Here is a 19,028-nt window from a genome sequence, read left to right on the forward strand (position 1 = left end):
CCTCTATAAAGGGCGCAATGTTATCGAGCGCTGTTTCTGCCGGCTCAAGGATTTCAGGCGTGTTGCTACTCGCTACGACAAACTTGCCAGAAACTTCTTGGCCGCCGTCGACCTCGCCGCTCTCGTCGCTTATTGGATCAATTGAGTCTGAACCCTAGCTTCCGAGTGCGCGTACTATCCGTTCGACCGTACGAAGCGGTGTCCCGCTCTTTTCTGCCGTGTCCCTTGCGAAGCTGCCCGTACCGCCAATTTGGCGGATTGATCTGCGGTCGCCGCCCTTCTTCGTCTCGGATGCACCGCCTCATAAGCCGGCTTCCGCTTTCCGACCAGCTTCGCCCGTTGTGCCGCCCTCAGGTCGCGGCGGATCAGGTTCTCATCGATTTCAGCGAGCCAGACGATCCCGATTATAAAGACGGCAGAACGAAATTTCCCGAGAGCAGGAACACTATTCACAGGGGCGAGGTTTGTTCTTCATCAGAGGCTAGGCATCGCGGAGTTCTCTTCCATGGCTACCCAGATCGTAATGGACAGCACAGGCGACAGCAGACATTTTTTTGAGCGAGAGGACCCGAAGGGGCTCGCCGAGGCTGAGCGGCGCTTCAAGAAGTTCACCGCCCAGGGATTTACCGCTGCCACTCGGACGCCGGCCGGCGATCTCAAGCTGATACGGTCATTTGATCCAACAGCGGAGGAAACGCTGTTCTATCCGCACTTAGTCGGCGGTTAGAACCGTCCAGCATCAAAGATGTTTTTGTTCGGACGTAACGTCGCCCAGGGCGCGCGTCTGCGTGCCCTGCGTGCCCTCTATCGGAGCTTCAACGAGCACAATGGCCCGGAGGCGCGTGCACGTCGTCTTTTGCGGGCATGGCTATCTCCAGAACAGCGCGCGCAATTTGATGCCAATGGCTTTTTTGAAGTCGCTGGTTCTCTTACTGGCCGTCGATACCGAATTTATCAGGGCACGATGAGTAATGTTTTGGAGCTGGATGAACAGTTGGAGCCTAAGGTGGGGTGGTGCTTCCTCCCCGAACGGGCGTTGGCAGTTGGCGATGTGATGCTCGCCCAGAAGATCGCACTCGAAACTGACGAAGCCGCAGTTCTCGCGATCGCGAAGTCGTTTTCTCCGAGACTGCCGTTTGTGCCCCGAGCAGCGCGGCGCGGCCACTAGAGCTGATCATGGGCGGGGCCGTCGCTTGTGACGGCGGCGACCCCTCGCCGCGAAGGCGCCGTTACGCGAGACGCGGACCACTTCGCGACTGCATCCAGCATGGGCGCTGGGCCCGATCGACGCAAGATCGTCCGTGCGTTAGTGTTACTTGAACCGCGGCCTAACTACGTTCGGCCGCTTCGTGGATCGGCCGCGTGAGACCATTTCCTCGACAGCTCGCAGCATCCGAGCGGATTTAGACCGAAGATGTCGAGTGTGCGCCGCATCTTTTGGCTCTAAGAATCTCGACGAGGAAGCGGTTCAATCGCGATGTGACGAGACGATTGTCAGAGTCTTGCGAACGCAACGCCGTGATCTCTCCTCGTGTCTCGACTAAATCGAGCGGGTGATCATCCGGGATTATTCGTCAAAACGGGGCTCGCGCTATCCGTAGCAAAAGCGCGAAACCGACGCGCCGAATGTGATGGCGCGCCGACTTCGCCATTGATGGACCCGGACGGGGGCAATGTCCGGTGTTCAGCCTAGCGTCGCCGGAGGCCGGGTCAACCTAAGTCGCGAATTAGGCTTGATGTCGGGGCTGCAGGTTAAATACCGGAACCCAAAATCGCAGACGGCGAAGCGTGCAGACAATCGGACGTTGGCTGCTGTGGCACGGGATGGTTCTGTTCCTATTGGGGTTGCTGACCGGCTTGGCCGAACAAAGCTTTTCGAACAGGAGAGTGGGCTTGCGGCGCACCTCTAGGGCGTCATGAACGGGACTTTCCTTTGGGGCTGGGGTGCTGTTGGACGCAGGTTCGACTATCCGCCGCGCTTGAGCGCGGCACGTTTGCAGCGTTGGTGGCGGGGACATACCGCAATTGGGCGACGACAACGCTCGCCGCTGTGACCGGCACAGCCGCACTCTCACCCATCACAGCCGCGGGTCGAGGTGCGCCGGCCTGGCAAGAGATGCTGGTGACGACCGGCTTCGTGCGGGTCGGCATCCTGAGGCTGGCCAGCTCTTGCATCGTGCTCTGGGGGCTGAGGCGATGAGGTGGGCAGAAATCAACCAGGATCTTCTGTCGGAGGTACCGTACCCGTGCGACGATCGGTTGGTAGTCCCGTTCGGGCCCATGTGGATCCGACCTGCTTTGCAACGCAAGCGAGCGTGGCTCGCTTCCGGATCTCCTGCTATACGGCAGCAACCCAGTTACGTAGGCCCTCGATCGTGCGAAAGCCGTCGGCGGCGTAGCAGCGCATGTCAGGCTGAGATGCTAGCATCATCTCCGCCAGCGCGTGTCCGGGCCCGAGGTCTAGTACCTCGGTGACGCCCAGCTCTGTAAGCGCGTCCAGGGTTGCCGCCCAATCAATAGGATGGGCGACCTGGTTTGCCAGCTTCACCGTCGCGCCCGCGACCGAGAAGATGCGTTCGCCGTCACCGCCGGCAAGTAAGACGCGATGGTTTGCGACGGCCGCGTCCCTGTTGACATCGAGTGCCTGTTGCAGAGGTCGGCAGGCCTGCGCGAGCCTTGTCGTATGCGACGCGATTTTGACGGCCAGAAGCCCCGTTCGCGCTCCTTTCCGGGCAGCCTCGTCGCAGAGCGCAATGACCTCCCGCTCCACGCCTCCGATCACGAAAAGAAGGTCCGGATTCCTGATCGCGATCTCGCAGCGGTGTTTTGCAAGGAGAGGTTCAATCGTAGCCCGGTCGAGCCCGCGGATGTAACCCAGGCGACCGGGGGGCCTCGCTGCGCTTTCCATCAGCCGGGCACGAATATTGGTGAGCCGCAACGCTTCTTCGGCAGTCCAGATTCCCGCGATACTCCAGGCCGCCATCTCGCCGACGCTATACCCGGTGACAGCGGTCTCTTCGGCCAACAGGTCAGCGATGCAGGCGTGGGTCGCGAGAGCCGATGTGACGGTCAGGATCTGGCTGGCATAATTCTCGGACAGTTGCTCGGGGCTGCGCGTCCGAACGAATTCCCGCGGGTCCTCACCGAGCCAAGCCGTCGCCGCGGTGAAGATTGACTCCGCGGCAGGCTGGTCCGCGACAAGATCAAAGATCTTGCCCGAAAGCGCACCTTGTCCGCCGCAGAGCAGTGCTAACATCCGCGATCTATCCGATCGACGAATAGCGCCATGGCCAGCAGGTCTGCGGAGCCGCCGGGACTGAGATTGCGGGTCAGGAACGCTTGGTGAATGTCGGCGGCACGCCTGCGCCATTCCGGTGATCCAACACCGCCGGCGGAAAGGAACGCTGACGCGCTGGCTTGCGCGAAGCACAGTCCCTCGGGCCCGCCTCGATGCAGGAGGTTGGTGTCGGTGACGCTACTAATCAAGCTCATGCACGTCTGAACGCGAGCGGCTTCCTCGTCATGAGGCGCAAGCTCGCGCGCTGCCTGCAGCGCGGGTAGGGCGATGTCGTAGACAGACGGGAATCCGTCGGCGGCTTCCCCTCTGGCGCCCCCGGCGCCATAGCGCCGCGCGGCCACAGCGCCGTGGCTGCGCAGCAATACCGGGCCAGATAGGATGTCCTCGCCCCAACGCTCCGAAACCAGCCGGCCAAGAGATTTGCGAATGCCGACGGCACTCCGATAGCCGGCCGCGGCGCAGAGCAGGCCCAGTCCGAAAATCGCGCCGCGATGGGTGTTGACGCCGGAGGTCGCAGCCATCATCGCGCGCTCCGCGGCAACCCCGATGGCGCGCAGCCGGTTCATGCCCGCACCTGCGGCGCCCGCGAGGGCGAGATCGCTGAAGAAAGGCATCAAGGTCTCAGCGCTCAGGCACAACAGCCCGGCGTCCATGTCGCGATGCGCACCGTTGTCGACATGGCTGACAAGCCCGGGCTTCGGATAGGTTTTTACTTCCAGCTTCAGGCATAGCGAAGCAAGATGACCGAGCTGCTCGGCATCAAGCGCGCCGCCCGGCTGTGATTGCCATCTGAGCGCAATGGTCATGAGACATGACCTGTGAGGAAGGCCGCGCGAGTCGTGGTGGTCACTCCTGCCGGGCTCTTCACAAGCACTTCGTCTTCGTCAGTGCCGGTCAGTTCGCGCCATTGAACCCCGCCGGCGGGACCTGTGATCTCACCGTCCAGCCGCATCGGCGACTGCCTTGCGATCCGCGCGATGTCGGACAACAGAATTCCTGTCTTGTCGGCCGACGAGAGAGGCCACAGCAGATCGAGGTCCGAGCCTTCCGAAAGATAGGGCAGGCCGGTAAGGTGCTGCCACGCAAGGCTGCCATAGGCGCGGGTCTCCGGCAGGAGTTGGACCAGTTTCTCGATCGTCTCGCGCCAAGCGGGCGGCGCCGCGGCCGCGGCGTCGGCCAGCAACGGAGGCTGAGCGAACGCGACGATATCGGCTGCGGCCAGCGAGACCGCAATACGACGTTTACCATGGCTCGGCGGCAGCGGCAGTCCGAGCGGAACGAGGCCTGCAGTATCGCTGCAAGCCGGTCGGCGAACGACGAGGGGACGGCCGACGTGCACCCAGCCTGCGACGATCGGCTCGCGGGCGAGTTCCGGATAACGCTTCATCACGGCCGTCCAGCCGGCGGCTGTGACCTTGACCATGCTGTGGCGCGCGAGAGCTTCACCCATTTGGCGCTCCTTGATGTGAAGTGGCTGAGACGACAACGCGCTCGGCAAGTTCGGCCGCTTTCCGCCGGCCGCCACGTTGGGCACCGATCTGGCCGCGATCATCCTGTCCGTGCGGTCGTTGCAGCACGGCCGCAAGCTGCGGCGCCAGCGGCGCATGTTCATCCCAGACGGCGTGAATGCCGCCGGTCTGCACCATGTTGTCGAGCCCGGGCGCGAACACCGGCGTGGCTTCGGCCTTGGCTTTCAAGACGTCGATCGGAAGCTTGGTGACCCGGGCCATCGACGGCAGATCCATCACCGCGGGATGCGCGCCGGGCAGCGCCACCAGCGTGCCGGCGGCAAGCGCGGTGGCGATGAATGCGCCGGCGGCGCTGCCGCCATAGAGCAGGCCGACGGTGCGGTGTCCTTCGGCTTCCGCCAGCAGCAGGGCCTTGGCGAGATGCGACAGATATTCGCTGAGGCCCAGCAGTTCGTCGCGCTTGCTCATGCGCTGGCTGGCGGAATCCACCAGGAACAGGATCGGCGCACGGTCCTTCGTTTGGACGATCTCGACCAGCCGCCCCGCGAGCACGATGGCTTCGTCCACGCCGAGCGGCTGCCCCTGCGTGATGCCGAGCACGTGGATTGGTCCGCCGTCAGGCAGCGTCGCCTCCCCCGCGATCATCGCGCCGGTCGTTTTGATCTTGTGGCCGTTCGGGAATAGGCCGGCCAGGATGTCATCGAGCGTCATCGGCATTCTCCCTGTTGGCTGCCGCGCGAAGAAATGCGCCGGTCGGAAGTGCGGGAATCTCGGTCGGCTGCCCGATGCCGAGCGTCTCCCAGATATCGACGGCGTCCTCAGCCTCGCCAAAGCGCTGCAGCCGTCGTTCGAGGCGCTTCTGCTCGGCCTCGAGAATCTCGGCGTCGCATCGTCTGGCTATTTTGATCGCGTCAATGGCCGCCTCGCGAAACGCCGTCGCTTCGTCGTCGACGAAGATATCGGCACCGCCGATGAGATAGCGGTGCTTGCCGCCCATCGTGCGCCAGACCAGCGCGCGGTCGCGCGAGTCGAATTCCTCGATCCCCTTGTTGGTTTCGATCACCTCGGGGCCGCTGACGCTGAGCCGCCCCTGTTCGGAGATGATCAGCCGCGAGCAGGTGCCCGCGATCAGGCTGCCGCCGCCATAGCAGCCGGCGCGCCCCCCGATCAGGCCGACGACGTGGATGCCGCCGCGGCGTGCCTCGATGATCGCGCGCATGATCTCGGCGATCGCAAGCTCGCCGGCATTGGCCTCCTGGAGCCGCACGCCGCCGGTGTCGAACAGGATCAGCAGATCTTGCTTGAGCGTGCGAGCTGCGCGCAGGAGGCCGGTGAGCTTGGCGCCGTGGACCTCACCGAAGGCGCCGCCCATGAAGCGTCCTTCCTGTGCGGCGACGAACACCGGCGAGCCATCCAGGCGACCGCGGCCGATGACGATGCCGTCGTCGAACTGCTCCGGCAGGTCGAAGATCGCCAGATGCGGGCTCATCTCGCGCTGCTCGGGACCGATGAATTCGGCAAAGCTGCCGGCATCGACCAGCGCTTCTATGCGTTGCCGGGCGCTCGCCTCATACCAGCTCAGCGAAACCGTATTGGCTGTGGCCACCGTCATCGTTCCGGCTCCTCGATCTTGCGGATGCCTTGCGCGAGGCGCAGCGCGACCGTGTCAGGTCGGGCTCCGCCGTCATTGATGGAGATGCGCAAGCCCCCGGCAGAGCGGCGGGCGACGAAATCGCGGACCACAGCGTCCCACACGGGGCCAAAGCCGTGAGCTGCGGTTGCGATGTCGATCGTGCAGCTGTCGGCCGGCGAGGTCCGTTCCAGCAGCACTTCGAGATTGCCGGAGGCGACCACGCCGACGATCGCCTGCGCGCGGGTGCCGCCGGCGCGGTTCGGTGCAGTCAGTCTGAAGCTGAGCTTTTCCATGCGAAACTCCTCACCAGTTGCGGAAGCGGCTGGGCGGGCGGTAGAGACCGCCGGAGGCCAGCATGAGATCCTTGATCGAACGGGCCGCCAGCAGGCGCCGGTCGGCGTCAAGCGGATCGATGCCGAGATCCTCGGGGCGCCGGATCACGCCGCGCTGCCTGAGCTGCTCGACGAGCTTCGCGTCACGCGCGCGCCCGATGTCGGTGTAGCCGGCAACGCCGCGGATCGCCTGCTCGCGCTCGTCCTTGCTGCGGCACATCAGCAGGTTGGCGATGCCTTCCTCGGTGACGATGTGGGTGACGTCGTCGGAGTAGACCATCACCGGTGCCAGATCGAGGTCGAGCTTGCGCGCCAGCTCTAGCGCATCGAGTTGCTCGACGAAGAGCGGGGCATTGCCGTCACCGAATGTCTCACCGATCTGCACCACGAGCTTGCGGCCTCGGCGCAGGGCAGCATTGGAGGCGGGGTCGGCCTCGGCACCCGCTTTGAGCCAGGGTTCGCTCGGGTGACGGCGCCCGCGCGGATCGGAGCCCATGTTGGGCGCGCCGCCGAATCCCGCGATGCGGCTCGTCGTCACCGTCGAGCTGTGGCCTTCGAGGTCGATCTGCAACGTCGATCCGATGAACATGTCGCAGGCATAGAGGCCCGCCGTCTGGCAGAAGGCGCGGTTGGATCGCAGCGAGCCGTCGGGACCCGTGAAGAAGATATCGGAGCGCGCCGCAACATAATCCTCCATGCCGACCTCCGATCCGAAGCAGTGGATCTGCTCGACCCAGCCGGATTCGATCGCCGGAATCATCGTGGGATGCGGGTTGAGCGCGAAATGGGTGCAGACCTTGCCCTTGAGGCCGAGCTTCTCGCCGTAAGTCGGCAGCAAGAGCTCGATTGCGGCGGTGTTGAAGCCGATGCCGTGATTGAGCCGGCGCACGCCGTAGGGCGCATAGATGCCCTTGATGGCGAGCATCGCCGTCAGGATCTGGGTCTCGGTGATGGCGGCGGGATCGCGGGTGAAGAGCGGCTCGACATAGAAGGGGCGCCCGGCTTCGACCACGAAATGCACGAGGTCGCCGGGAATGTCGACGCGGGGCACCTTGTCGACGATCTCCGTGACCTGCGCCACGACGAGGCCGTTCTTGTAGCTCGTCGCCTCGACGACGGTCGGAGTGTCCTCGGTATTTGGCCCCGTATAGAGGTTGCCGTCCTTGTCGGCACTCACCGCGGCGATCAACGCGACGTTCGGCGTGAGATCGATGAAGTAGCGGGCGAACAACTCGAGATAGGTATGGACGGCACCGAGCTCGATCTTTCGCCCGAATAGCATCCGCGCGATCCGCGCCGACTGCGGGCCTGAATAGGAGAAGTCGAGCCGCCGCGCGATGCCCTTGTCGAAGATGTCGAGGTGGGATGGGAGGACCACCCCGGACTGGACCATGTGGAGGTCACGGACGTCTTCGGGGTCAAGGTTCGCGAGCGCCGAGGCGAGGATGTCAGCCTGCTTCTGATTGTCACCCTCCAGGCACACCCGGTCTCCTGACCGGATCACCGCATTCAAAAATGCGGGCAGGCTCGGGATCGGGACGACCTTTCCCTTCGCGTGCTTTCGGCCGGCCGCCAAGCGCTCTCCCAGGGCGGCCCTTTGCATACCCCAACTACTCATTTCGGCTCCTTGGCATGCGAGGTTGGCTTCCATGAGGCAGAGTGTATGCGTGTTGCCTTCCGATGTCAATTAATGTATACGCAGGGTGCAAAGCGGCAGACAATCGCATACACAGGGGGGAACTTTCGATGCGAGTGCATACACAGCTTCGATCTCTGGGGGTCAGCGCCCCGCTCACAGCCGGGAGGCGCCCGTGACCATTTCCGGCGTAGCTCTGCTCGCGATCTGCACGCTGCTCGGGGTCCTGCTCGGCGACCTGCTCGGCGTCGTCCTCGGTGTGAAGGCCAATGTCGGCGGCGTCGGCATCGCGATGATGTTCTTGATCGCCGCCCGGCTTTGGCTGCTACGCCACGGTCTCCTCAGCCACGGGCTGAAGACGGGCGTCGAGTTCTGGGGCAGCTTCTACATTCCCATCGTGGTCGCCATGGCCGCGCAGCAGAACGTCGTCGCTGCGGCAAAAGGCGGTCCCATCGTTGTCATTGCGGGGATCGGCGCGGTGGCGGTGTGTTTCGCCCAGGTCGATTTGATCAGTCGACTCAGCGGCCGTGTCGAGACGATGGACGAGATCGAGGCGCGCGAGGCGATCGAGGCGAATGTGCCCCACTTCAAGTCCGGGAGGATCGGATGACCATGATATCCCACGTTCTTGCCGCAAACTCGCTGATCACGGCGTTCGCCGCGGTGGGCATCCTGATGTGGATCTCCGGAGCGATCTCGAAATATCTCACCTTCGGGCGCATTCACGCCTCGGCGATCGCGATCATGCTCGGGCTTTTGCTCGCGTTTTTCGGAGGCCTCGCCACCGGCGGTGAAAAGGGCCTCGCCGACCTGCCGGCGCTAACCGGGATCGGACTGATGGGAGGCGCGATGCTGCGGGATTTCGCCATCGTCGCCACCGCCTTCGAGGTCGACGTCGTCCATGCGCGCAAGGCCGGACTGATCGGTGCGGTCGCGCTCGGATTGGGGACGGTCGTTCCGTTCATTCTGGGCGTTCTCGTCGCCGCAGCCTTTGGCTACACTGACGCCGAATCGCTGACGACGATCGGCGCCGGCGCGGTCACCTACATCGTCGGGCCGGTCACGGGAGCGGCGATTGGCGCCTCCTCGCCGGTTATTGCGCTGTCGATCGCGACCGGTGTATTCAAGGCGGTGATCGTGATGATCGGTACGCCCTTTGTTGCGAAGATGATCGGCCTAAATAATCCGCGCAGCGCAATGGTGTTTGGCGGCTTGATGGGTACGGTCAGCGGCGTTTCCGGAGGCCTGGCGGCAACAGATCGGCGTCTAGTGCCTTACGGCGCATTAACAGCAACGTTTCATACCGGGTTGGGATGCCTCGTCGCACCGTCCATTCTCTACTTCACGGTGCGCGCAATCATAGGAAGCTGAATGGCAGGTCTGTTTAAAGTTGCGGCTGAGGCAGAAGAAGATAGCGGCCTTCTCTCCGATCGCATCCGTAATGCGCTCACCGACGAGATTGCCTCCGGTGCGCTGGCTGCCGGTTCGGCGCTGGAAGAGCAGCAGCTTGCCGATCGCTTTGGGGCTTCCCGCACGCCGGTGCGGGAAGCCCTCCGGCAGCTTGTCGTCAGCGGGCTCGTCGAGGTGCGGGGCCGTCGCGGGCTCGTCGTGGCACGGATGACACCCGAACGCATCATGGACATGTTTGAGACCAGCGCAGAGGTGGAAGCCATGTGCGTCAGGCTCGCGACCTATCGCATGACACCGCTGGAGCGCAGCGATCTGATCGAGCTCCACGACAGCTCGCTGGCAATGGTCGACGCCAACGACGTGGATGCCTACGATGCGTTTAACCGGCTGTTCCACGAAGGCATCTATAGCGCAACGCACAACGCGTTCATGGCCGAGCAGGCGCAGGAGGTCCGTGCGCGTCTCAGCGCCTTCCGCCGCACGCAATTGCGGCAGGGCGATCGTATCCGCAAGTCCCGGGACGAGCATGATTCTATCATGCAGGCGATTGCAGAGGGCGATGGCGATACGGCCGCTCGCCGAATGCGCGCGCACATGTTGAACGCCGCCGCGGCGCTTCGGCGCTACATCGACGACCGCGCGAGCGGAGAAGGTCGAGCGTGACAGTAGGATCACCCTACTTGCGCGTTCGGTAATCGCTGGTCGGGTGAGATCTCCGCTCTACTATTCAGGCAGAAGCCTTGTTCGTTGGAGTTGCGGTTAGTTCAGCCGTTCGAGCTACTTAGGGGCGACATGGGTATTGAAGACAAACCTTCAGATCAAGCATTTGCACTATCTCCTCGTTTTAGCGAGGGAGCGGCATTTTGGCAGGGCGGCAAAGGGATTACTGATCAGCCAGCCGGCGCTGTCTCAGGCGGGTCCAGCAGACTGAGAAGCATTTTGGTGTTTTGCTGTCGCGATCGTGCTTCGGCACCAATCGGGCTTCCATGGGTTTTCGGCCGAGGCGAAAACATTCTTGCATGGGCGCGACAGGCGCTAGCTGACCATGACCGGCTTGTTCACGCCGTAGGCGACGCGGCTCGTGACGAACTGCGCGAAACGCCCAAGTTCGGCCTTGCACCTGCGTATGGCCGCCAAGCCGCTTTTGGGGGCTTTAAGCGCACTCCTGATCACTTCAATCACGCGGCCTATCTGTCGTGGCTAAAAATCCAGGTGTCGATCCCGTAGATCGGCTCTCTCTAACTCCGGCACGATGCGGATCGACTGTCCTCCGCGACCGAGCAGATGGAGACGCCGGCCTTAAACGCGATCCCTGCATGCCCGTTCTCCGCTGCCCAGATGAAACGCTGCGCTCACGGTCGTGATGGGCCACACAACCGGAGTTGGCGGCGCTTGCAGTGACTGCCACTGTGATCCTGGGCCACTTCGGCCGCCCCACGCGTTCAGGACAAATCTGCCGCTGGCCGCACTACTTGATGAAATCGCCAGGCAGAGAAATATTGGCCTCCATAAAAGTCACGGCATTGCCCCCTAAAAACACCCGGTCTGCAGCGAGTTCGCAATCGATCCAGCCGCCGCGTGCCGATGCCTGATAGGCGGTGAGCCTTTCGCGCCCTAATTGCTTGGCCCAGTACGGAACAAGCGTAGCATGGATTGACCCGGTGACGGGATCCTCAGGAATGCCGGCACCGGGGGCGAAATAGCGTGAGAAGAAATCCGCCCGCCCGCCGTCGGATGCCCGCCCGGTCACGACTAGGCCGACCGTCCCAAGGCGGGCAATACCGGTCAGATCGGGGATGAAGCGAATCACGGCGTCCGCACTGCCTAGGTCGGCGAAGATGTTCTCAAAGTTGCGGAAGAGCCGGATGGGAGCCACCTCGAAAATGCCTTTGATTTCTTCAGGAACCTCCTCCAGCGGCTCTGGCTGCAAACGCGGAACGTCGAGCCGATAACCGAGCGAACTGCGCGCCACCCGCAATTCGCCGACCCGGGTGTGAAAGATAAGAGGCGAGGCGGCTCCGGCTGCAGTGAATAGCACGTGCGCTGTCGCAAGAGTGGCGTGGCCGCAGAAATCGACTTCGTGAGCCGGAGCGAACCAGCGCAGATCCCACGCCCCATCGGATCGGGCCTTGACAAACGCGGTTTCGGCCAAATTATTCTCTTGCGCAATCGCAAGCATCAGCTCGTTGGTCAGCCAGTCTTCTAGTACTAGGACAGCCGCGGGGTTTCCCGTGAAAAGACGGTCTGTGAAGGCGTCGACCTGATACATGCGCATGAGGACCTCACGGAGGCGCGTCGCTCGTAATCGCTTTTGGCGCTCGTTGCTCGCTCGGACCAAGCTGCCTTCTTCAGGAAGCCAAACTATGACTTCACTCTCCCACTTACAACATCGGCTCATAGCCCATAGGCGACCTGGCGCTCGATACTGCGCTGTAGGCTACTGACTCCTGAAGTGAGAGGCATAGTTTGATGTCTCGCCAACATTGTGCCCGGCGGGCAGTAGCTTCTGGATCAGGCAATCCGTGCGAGATCATTCAGAGCGGGACGGAGCCCAATCAATCAGGATTGGCATTCTCAGAACACTGGGACAAATCGGAGCAACTGTTTTGCTTCATCGGTCGTCAAGGCGAGAGAGTGTCTCGACTGCCGATCTATTGCGCGAGATGATCGGCTTTCACTCGACCCCTTAAGCCATAGGATACTTGGCCCCGCGCCGCCGCCAGACGACGCCTCCCTTCACAGATCCGAACTCGCATTGTGCGGCCAGCGTTATATGGACTTGGATTGAATGAGTAGCTAGTCGGGCAGACGAAGCCAAACGTCTTTACTGGATAGCGTGCCGGTTGGCGTCGCGATCTCCATATCGACGACGCGAAACGAGCCATGATTTTCGTAGACGTAGCAAAGGTGCCAGACCGGGCCGAGTTCCGGCGAAATGGCGAAGTCGTCCAAGGCGCTTGTGATGTTGTGAACGGCATCGCGTCGCCCCACCGGTGCGGAGAACATCGCCTCTATCAGGGCGGTCAGGCTCATGCCGCCGACCAGCATGGCTCGTGCAGCTTCATCGCCGTGAGTAAGCCGGAGGGCGGTCACGATTACCGCAATAGCGTAGGGGTTCTTGAGAGCCACGGCAGGTTCGCTTCGCCCAGCAAAAGCATAATGCCGGATCCCGATCCTTTCATGCAAGCAGGATCGAGCCGTCGCGAACCGGCTGGGGGCCCCCCGAGCCATTCTTATGGTCCGCTTATGGATGGTCGGCTTCGATTCGATTTCCTCTGCTGCGATACCAGTCGCAAAATTCTGCTCTATAGATAGGAGGCGGCGGGACTGAGTGGGTTCCAGATAAAGAACTCCGTCCACCATCCTGAGATCGCATAAGAAATTTTGCTCCGCGACGAGATCGGCCGGTGCGGCTTAGGCCGCCCGCGCCACCTCGAAACCCGGGTGACGCTTAGATGTGCGTTCGAGCGTCGCGATCGTATCGTGAAGATTGGCGCGCCGAGCTCGGAGGTCCAGCGCGAGCATGGGGTAGGAGAGGCTGGCCGGGTCGGGATTTCCCGCCTTTCGCTCCTCCTCTTGGATATCGCTCCCCAGCATCCGGACCCGTCGATGCAAGTCGGAAATGAGAGCGTGGAGGTGGAGGGACGCAGTTGCATCGAAATGGGGATGTCGGTGCATGTGATCGCTCCAATTTGAAACAAACGCCGTCACGGGTCTGCTTATTAGCGGTGACTGAGCAATAGCGGTGCCAGGGCGCTGACATAGAAGGTCAGAACCGATGCCAATTCTTGGCACGACTTATGCTCAGGCTTTGGCACCGGGATTTTGCTCATCCCCCGGGGCTGGGAAGCCGCCGCCTGCGATCATTCAAGCAGGCGGCGTTTTTTCTTCTGAAATCGATCGTGATTAATCTGCCCAAATTGATCGAAGCGTGCGCGGCCTTAGCCGTCTAATCGTGTGGGTCGTTTCCTTTCGGCTCTTGCAAGATTTTTGGCAGGTGTCCGCGCGTTTCGCGGTCGCGCGGGGCGGGGCGTTCGGACGGGTCGCGGCCGAGCTTGGACTGGAGCTCGACGAGGTCGGTGAAAACGTCGGCCTGACGGCGCAGTTCGTCGGCGATCATCGGCGGCTGGCTGGCGATCGTGGAAATCACGGTGACCCGCACGCCGCGGCGCTGAACGGCCTCGACCAGGGAGCGGAAGTCGCCGTCACCCGAGAACAGCACCATCTGGTCGATGTGCTCGGCGAGTTCCATGGCATCCACGGCGAGCTCGATGTCCATGTTGCCCTTGACCTTGCGGCGGCCGGAGGGGTCGATGAACTCCTTGGTCGCCTTGGTGACCACGGTGTAGCCGTTGTAGTCGAGCCAATCGATCAGCGGTCGGATCGAGGAGTACTCCTGATCCTCGATGATGGCGGTGTAATAGAACGCTCGCGTCAGCGTCCCGCGGCTCTGAAACTCCTTCAGCAGGCGCTTGTAATCGATGTCGAAGCCGAGAGTTTTCGCCGTCGCGTAGAGATTGGCTCCATCGATGAAGAGCGCGATCTTGTCCGTAGAGGAAGTTGACATTCGATTCACGCTTTCGGTGGAGCAGCTCGGAGCAAGCCTGGAAGCATCTCGGATACGCGATGCGCACGGGCGGTCGCATTCTATATAGATCACTACCGAAGATCGTCGAGTAGACAGACGCTTCAACCTTCTACTTTTTTCAAACGGTATCACGCCTTGGAAACCCGACATTAGCCGAAAGTTGGGCTGTCAGATTTGTAATGTGTCCTGTCTATTTCCAAGTGCTTATTTCAGGGTGCTCGCGCCATGAGAGTTGGCGATTTTGCTCTCTTTGATCTTTGGATTGATCGGCGCGGCCGCGGCTGGCGGTGGTCTGTTTCGAGTCCATCCGGAGACCTTCTGTTGGTTGGAAGGGAGAGAAGCCGGTCCGCAGCGCGTTACATGGCTTCTCGAGCTATGTTCCAGTTGCTGCTGACCGCTCCTTATCGCAACGGAATGAGATCTAAAGATAGGTCGGCGCGGTGGCGTCGACCTGAATGCCAGCAAGGGATTTCGGCGGTGCATCGCATGGGCCGAGACGGACATCCCGGCCATTGAGGCGGGTCTGCAGACGCTATCGGAGCGGCTGACCGGATAGAAGCGGGGTGCCACGGAGACCTTGAAGGACTGGTCCACCGAGCAGACCGGCCACCCGAACGAGATTCCGAAAGCGCTTCGTCGCAAGCCTCATCGCGCCGGGAGTCGGTCCACGATGTTGGTGAGAATCTTGGGTGGCAGCCCGATTCCAGAGAGCTTCCAAGTTGTCCCTTCAAGATGCATGCTGATGCTGCCTGCCTCCTGGCCTCCTCCAAGCCGCAATGCAAACTCAACGGGCTTCACAAAGGTGATCCGTCCGGCCAAGGCAAAGATGCTCGAGATGTCGAGCTCGGCCACTGAGGACATGGTTCCGAAAGTAATGTTCTCCGTGGCATTGCGAACAGCTCCGCTTTTCAGAAGTACCGACAGATTTTCCGAGGTCATGAGCTTGGCTGCCAGATCATCAGCGATGGTTGCACCAAAAGCGTTGATGGCTATTCGCTCGATCGGCCGCAGCTGGCGTTTTTGTCCGAGCCGGTCCAGGTAGGCCGTCATCACCTGGTCGACGATGGAATGGCGGAGGCGCGGCATATCCGTCCGAGCCAGGATTTGCGCAACATCGGCACCCCGGACTGCGGAAACTAAACCCACCAGCGAAACGAAAGCCGATCCGCCATAGATTCCTACACAGACCAGGACGGCCAACACGACGCCGATCAGCCATTTCATGGAATTGCAATGGAGCCAACTGAGCATTGTTCCAAGGCCCGCGCGCGCCGGACGCTCGTTAACAGTCGCCAAAGGCACTCACGAGATCAATCGAACTGAGACCGACCGCAAGGCACGTCCATAAGGCTGGCGAGCTGGAAGCGATACCGGCAATAAGGATGCCGACGCCGAGGACGACGATGAATGAGATCGCATAGGCAACCGCTTGGTCCATTGGTCCGAGGGCAGCTTTATGGGCATCCGACCCTTCTGCCGTCGAAACGTTCCTAATGAGCGGCCGGGCTTAAACCAAAGGACTGGTGCGGGATTTAGCCGGTGATTTCCACACCCCTTTCATCCGGGGTCCGCCAGGCCGCCACGCCAAAGCAGCCGGTCAGCAATACGGCCGTCACCAACAGCAGCACGGATAAAAAGTGGCTCATGCTTAAACTCCGCAAACCGAGACATAGCGGTGAGCGAGCACGCTCGGGCGCTTCGGAAAATCCAGACCGGCTGACCTACAGGCCGTTTTCTCCGGATTGTACACTTGTCTGTCAACACTCCATGTTGTTTCTTGTTTCGTGTTCGCGTCTGATCATGGCTTAGATGCGCCGAGCGGTCCCGAAAGGACCGGGGCCACAGCCTGTTTTTGTGACGCCCCCGCCTATGCTCGACCGCGCACCATCCCAGCAGCGATCTCACTGTTGCTTGTCTCTGGACTTCTTGTTGATCTTCTCCACCATCGTCAGCTGAGGCGCTAACCCGCCGTCGACAAGTGTCGCGGTACGATTGATCAACGCGGATTAGTGACGAGTACCGAGGCACGCTGGGGCATTGTGATAACGCGCTGCCTTCGAGGTGGCGGGTTGTTCAATTGGGCCATTACGGGTGGTTGGCGGGGGAGGTTTGAGTGGGGAATTTACACCTTCGATCTGAGTGCCAAGTGGCCTCCCGCGGTAAGGCGATAATTGCCAGCACCGGCGCGTTCGACCCACCCTTTGTGGAGGAGCCTAAGCACCATCCTTGGGGTTGCCTGATAGTTTCGGTCGCCCCGAACGCGTCCATCGGCCCCCGTTCTTGGTAGCTCGAGAGATGTGGAGGCGGCCGGCTCATCCTGCGATCCGGACCCATGTCGGAATCATGATACACACAACAGCGGCCAGTGCCCGGCGGCGGTCAACAGTCTTTGATCAAACTACTCCCGCTGATCGCAAGCTCGGCAGGACTTTTGGATTTACTCAAATCGGGTTTCCCTCTAGCCTTCCAACATTGCGAAAATGACATTGTGGGGTTGCGTTATGTCGAGTGCCATTGAGTTGATCGTCGAAGGCTTCACCCAACTGAACGACCGGAGATCGCTTGAAGAGCTCAGAATGCACCGCCGGCGGTTGGCAGTCGATTTGAAGGCAAGGACCGGTTTCGACTATGGTTTGTCAATCACACAGGTCGAGCAGGACATCGCGGCTATCGAAGCGGGCTTGCATACCCTTTCTGGACCAGTTGCAGGATGATCGCTGCTAAATCGCCGGGGTAGCTCCATCTGACTTCCTTCTACAAGCTGGGGCTAGATTGCGTGTGGTCGCATGTCAATTTTGGCGGGCTCTCTGATCCTCCGAAATAAAAGTACGGATCAGCCCACCCCCGCTGCTTTGGCAGTACCTTATCAACCATAACGTTCGGCGGGAATCGTGAGCATCAAAGTTGTCATGGCGGCAATGCTGGAGCGCGAGCTAGTTGCGCGAGGCGTACAATCATTGGGGTATTCCGATTGCGTGGAGATCGTGGAGAAGGTGCTCCAGCGCCTGATCGAACTAGATCGGCAGTTGATCTCGCGCAGCTTCGACCGACAGCATTGACCGGTTTTATCGACCCGCCCGCGCAATGGTTCAGGCCGTCAATTTGTGCACGTCCGCAGAGGGTAAACGCTGGTACGGGTGCTCACCCCGGCTTCGAGCTGCTCTGCTCCCGCGCAATCTCATTCTTTAACTCGCATTCCAACGCATGTGTCACGACTGTCGATCTTCTATGAGAACATCGGAAGTTGGAATATCTCGTCCGCCAGCTTGCCGGTTTTCATTGGAGTTTCGCCCCTGGAGCAGCCCTCGAGCGCCGCCGGGGGCTGAATAGCGACGTATCTGCATCTTGTTGGCGAGAACGTCCCTGGCGTAAAGCCTCTTCTTCTAGGCAGGAAACGGTTCGAAGGACACAGCCTTTCTATTGCTGCTAGCCCTTGGCGACGGAGCCGTCCTCATCGTCGGCTATGGGGCCTTTGCGGCCGCGCATAGCTATTGACCTTAGGAATCTGTGGTGGTCGCCGGCTCATGCTGGAGGGCGAATGGCAAATACAAAGGCCGCAGCGGGAGATTTAAACCGCTGCGGCCTGCGCACGGTCGAATGAAGCCGGGTTAAAAAAAACAAGTGAAATATGTAGCCAGCCCCGGTGACAAAAATCTGCCCTAGCTTTGTCTCGTTTGCAACCACCATTTCGGCGGAACCGAACTCCACTGAATGGGCATTTAGGTCCGAGAACGGAACGATTTTGCTGTTCTCCCGGCGAGCCAGAGCGTGGCGGTGCCAAACGACAAACCCAAGCAGTGGACCGAGGCGCGGTAGACGCTGATCAAACTTTCGGCTTGGCCGCGGCTGAAATCTTAACCGAGGTTTGAGGTATATCGCGTGCGTAAAACGCGCGACAGGAGACATCGACATTTTGCTGCGAAGCGAGAGGGGTGCTGCACACAGAGAGTAGCCGTAAAAGGCGCTGCTAAAATTCCTCTATGCTGGCTCCGCCAAACCCTACGGGAAAGCAGGGATGGTGAGGCCGCCGCGTCTTACCGCACAACGAGGCGCCCGCCCTCAGCGGATATTCTCGACGTCTTCGTTCTTGAAGGTTGGAGGCGTCTACATCGCTTGTCTGCGTTTCCAGAGGTGGTCCGCTCGGCGCGAAGGGGCATGGAGCATGGGCTACTTGTTTGTTGTGAATTCCGGTTCGCTAGTTGTATCCGGCGCGAGACGACCCATCAGTCCATGGATGTCGCCCAAGACCCACAGATCGCTCACCTTGTCTCGAAACGTGAAGATCGGCGCACCGTACCACCACACGTGGCGCCCGGTGGGCGCGTGGCCGAACATCGGCTTTCGATGGATGCCGTGGAAGCGCAGCTTTCCCGAGACTGCGTTGTCCTCCTCGAGGAGATCGAGGATGTCAGACGTGTAGTTTTCGAGGGAGTCTGTCACCCATCTGACGTAGTCCGCGAACTGATCGAAGCCGACGAGGACAGGACCGAGAGAGCCCCGGATGGTGAACCCAGGCTGAAATATTTCGGGGATTAGAGCAACATCCGCATTGTCCCACATTTCCTTGTAGAACTTTCGGACGATCTCTTTCTGAGGGCTTAGAGTAATCCGAGCAAAGTCCATGGCGGGCTCGAGTCCTGGCGGCGGCGCAATCATCTTTGG

23 protein-coding genes are annotated in these 19,028 nt (G+C 61.1%); 10 read left to right on the top strand and 13 right to left on the bottom strand.

Annotation, left to right across the window (positions count from 1 at the left end):
- The 4 genes from IVB27_RS40020 to IVB27_RS43995 all read left to right on the top strand — a co-directional run.
- Positions 1 to 145 (top strand): transposase (locus IVB27_RS40020; RefSeq protein WP_247448069.1); only part of this gene is annotated, 145 nt, incomplete at its 5' end.
- 360 nt (positions 146 to 505) lie between these two features.
- Entirely contained in the window at positions 506 to 727 is a 222-nt protein-coding gene (locus IVB27_RS40025) for a hypothetical protein (protein WP_018457704.1), read from the top strand.
- 18 nt (positions 728 to 745) lie between these two features.
- Complete coding sequence (locus IVB27_RS40030) at positions 746 to 1,168, top strand: hypothetical protein (RefSeq protein ID WP_247448047.1); 423 nt, start codon at positions 746 to 748, stop codon at positions 1,166 to 1,168.
- 765 nt (positions 1,169 to 1,933) lie between these two features.
- Positions 1,934 to 2,200 (top strand): styrene oxide isomerase, encoded by a 267-nt coding sequence (locus tag IVB27_RS43995; protein WP_524536561.1) that lies wholly within the window; start codon positions 1,934 to 1,936, stop codon positions 2,198 to 2,200.
- A 138-nt stretch (positions 2,201 to 2,338) separates the two neighbouring features.
- On the opposite strand, the gene IVB27_RS40035 is transcribed toward IVB27_RS43995, so the two are convergent.
- From IVB27_RS40035 to mdcA, 7 genes are read right to left on the bottom strand one after another with little or no spacing between them, the layout of a single operon-like run.
- Positions 2,339 to 3,256 (bottom strand): acyltransferase domain-containing protein, encoded by a 918-nt coding sequence (locus tag IVB27_RS40035; RefSeq protein WP_247448048.1) that lies wholly within the window; start codon positions 3,254 to 3,256, stop codon positions 2,339 to 2,341.
- Positions 3,250 to 4,104, bottom strand: a complete 855-nt coding sequence (gene mdcB / locus IVB27_RS40040) for a triphosphoribosyl-dephospho-CoA synthase MdcB (protein ID WP_247448049.1) — start codon at positions 4,102 to 4,104, stop codon at positions 3,250 to 3,252. Before mdcB ends, IVB27_RS40035 begins: the two co-directional genes overlap by 7 nt.
- Positions 4,101 to 4,748 (bottom strand): malonate decarboxylase holo-[acyl-carrier-protein] synthase, encoded by a 648-nt coding sequence (mdcG, locus tag IVB27_RS40045; protein ID WP_247360224.1) that lies wholly within the window; start codon positions 4,746 to 4,748, stop codon positions 4,101 to 4,103. The genes mdcB and mdcG overlap by 4 nt, the downstream gene beginning before the upstream one ends.
- A complete protein-coding gene (gene mdcE / locus IVB27_RS40050) occupies positions 4,741 to 5,478 on the bottom strand; it encodes a biotin-independent malonate decarboxylase subunit gamma (protein ID WP_247360223.1) in 738 nt (245 codons plus the stop codon). Before mdcE ends, mdcG begins: the two co-directional genes overlap by 8 nt.
- Positions 5,465 to 6,379 (bottom strand): biotin-independent malonate decarboxylase subunit beta, encoded by a 915-nt coding sequence (locus IVB27_RS40055; protein ID WP_247448050.1) that lies wholly within the window; start codon positions 6,377 to 6,379, stop codon positions 5,465 to 5,467. Before IVB27_RS40055 ends, mdcE begins: the two co-directional genes overlap by 14 nt.
- Positions 6,376 to 6,693, bottom strand: a complete 318-nt coding sequence (mdcC, locus tag IVB27_RS40060; protein ID WP_018456505.1) for a malonate decarboxylase acyl carrier protein — start codon at positions 6,691 to 6,693, stop codon at positions 6,376 to 6,378. The genes IVB27_RS40055 and mdcC overlap by 4 nt, the downstream gene beginning before the upstream one ends.
- 10 nt (positions 6,694 to 6,703) lie before the next feature.
- Complete coding sequence (gene mdcA, locus IVB27_RS40065) at positions 6,704 to 8,350, bottom strand: malonate decarboxylase subunit alpha (protein WP_247448051.1); 1,647 nt, start codon at positions 8,348 to 8,350, stop codon at positions 6,704 to 6,706.
- Positions 8,351 to 8,543: 193 nt separating this feature from the next.
- Between mdcA and madL the strand changes: the two genes are divergently transcribed.
- From madL to IVB27_RS40085, 4 genes are all read left to right on the top strand, one after another.
- Positions 8,544 to 8,978, top strand: a complete 435-nt coding sequence (gene madL, locus IVB27_RS40070; RefSeq protein WP_247448052.1) for a malonate transporter subunit MadL — start codon at positions 8,544 to 8,546, stop codon at positions 8,976 to 8,978.
- On the top strand, positions 8,975 to 9,739 hold the full coding sequence (gene madM / locus IVB27_RS40075) for a malonate transporter subunit MadM (protein ID WP_247298855.1): 765 nt from the start codon (positions 8,975 to 8,977) through the stop codon (positions 9,737 to 9,739). The genes madL and madM overlap by 4 nt, the downstream gene beginning before the upstream one ends.
- Positions 9,740 to 10,441 (top strand): GntR family transcriptional regulator, encoded by a 702-nt coding sequence (locus IVB27_RS40080; RefSeq protein ID WP_018456509.1) that lies wholly within the window; start codon positions 9,740 to 9,742, stop codon positions 10,439 to 10,441.
- Between the two features lie 163 nt (positions 10,442 to 10,604).
- The gene (locus IVB27_RS40085; RefSeq protein WP_245288442.1) at positions 10,605 to 10,709 is read left to right on the top strand and encodes a LysR family transcriptional regulator; all 105 of its coding nucleotides are present in this window, start codon (positions 10,605 to 10,607) and stop codon (positions 10,707 to 10,709) included.
- 104 nt (positions 10,710 to 10,813) lie between these two features.
- Here the strand turns inward: IVB27_RS40085 and IVB27_RS40090 are convergent, their stop codons facing one another.
- The 5 genes from IVB27_RS40090 to IVB27_RS40115 form a co-directional block, all read right to left on the bottom strand.
- Positions 10,814 to 10,960, bottom strand: a complete 147-nt coding sequence (locus IVB27_RS40090; RefSeq protein WP_247448053.1) for a hypothetical protein — start codon at positions 10,958 to 10,960, stop codon at positions 10,814 to 10,816.
- A 286-nt stretch (positions 10,961 to 11,246) separates the two neighbouring features.
- On the bottom strand, positions 11,247 to 12,053 hold the full coding sequence (locus IVB27_RS40095; protein WP_247448054.1) for a PhzF family protein: 807 nt from the start codon (positions 12,051 to 12,053) through the stop codon (positions 11,247 to 11,249).
- Between the two features lie 521 nt (positions 12,054 to 12,574).
- Positions 12,575 to 12,907, bottom strand: coding sequence for a hypothetical protein (locus IVB27_RS40100; protein WP_026233190.1), 333 nt, complete (start codon positions 12,905 to 12,907; stop codon positions 12,575 to 12,577).
- An 820-nt stretch (positions 12,908 to 13,727) separates the two neighbouring features.
- Positions 13,728 to 14,345 carry a LabA-like NYN domain-containing protein gene (locus IVB27_RS40110; RefSeq protein ID WP_247448057.1) on the bottom strand — a complete coding sequence of 206 codons (618 nt, stop codon included), beginning with the start codon at positions 14,343 to 14,345 and terminating at the stop codon, positions 13,728 to 13,730.
- Between the two features lie 666 nt (positions 14,346 to 15,011).
- Entirely contained in the window at positions 15,012 to 15,590 is a 579-nt protein-coding gene (locus IVB27_RS40115) for a DUF2939 domain-containing protein (protein WP_247448058.1), read from the bottom strand.
- A gap of 1,277 nt (positions 15,591 to 16,867) precedes the next feature.
- Here IVB27_RS40115 and IVB27_RS40120 point away from each other — a divergent pair.
- A complete protein-coding gene (locus tag IVB27_RS40120) occupies positions 16,868 to 17,080 on the top strand; it encodes a hypothetical protein (RefSeq protein ID WP_247406702.1) in 213 nt (70 codons plus the stop codon).
- A 177-nt stretch (positions 17,081 to 17,257) separates the two neighbouring features.
- Positions 17,258 to 17,425: a hypothetical protein gene (locus IVB27_RS40125; protein ID WP_198293368.1), complete on the top strand. Its 168-nt coding sequence runs from the start codon at positions 17,258 to 17,260 to the stop codon at positions 17,423 to 17,425.
- 1,108 nt (positions 17,426 to 18,533) lie between these two features.
- On the opposite strand, the gene IVB27_RS40130 is transcribed toward IVB27_RS40125, so the two are convergent.
- The gene (locus IVB27_RS40130) at positions 18,534 to 19,022 is read right to left on the bottom strand and encodes an ester cyclase (protein WP_247448059.1); all 489 of its coding nucleotides are present in this window, start codon (positions 19,020 to 19,022) and stop codon (positions 18,534 to 18,536) included.
- Between the last annotated feature and the right edge of the window lie 6 nt (positions 19,023 to 19,028).

Origin of the sequence: Bradyrhizobium sp. 197 (assembly GCF_023073375.1) — a bacterium.
Classification (GTDB): domain Bacteria; phylum Pseudomonadota; class Alphaproteobacteria; order Rhizobiales; family Xanthobacteraceae; genus Bradyrhizobium.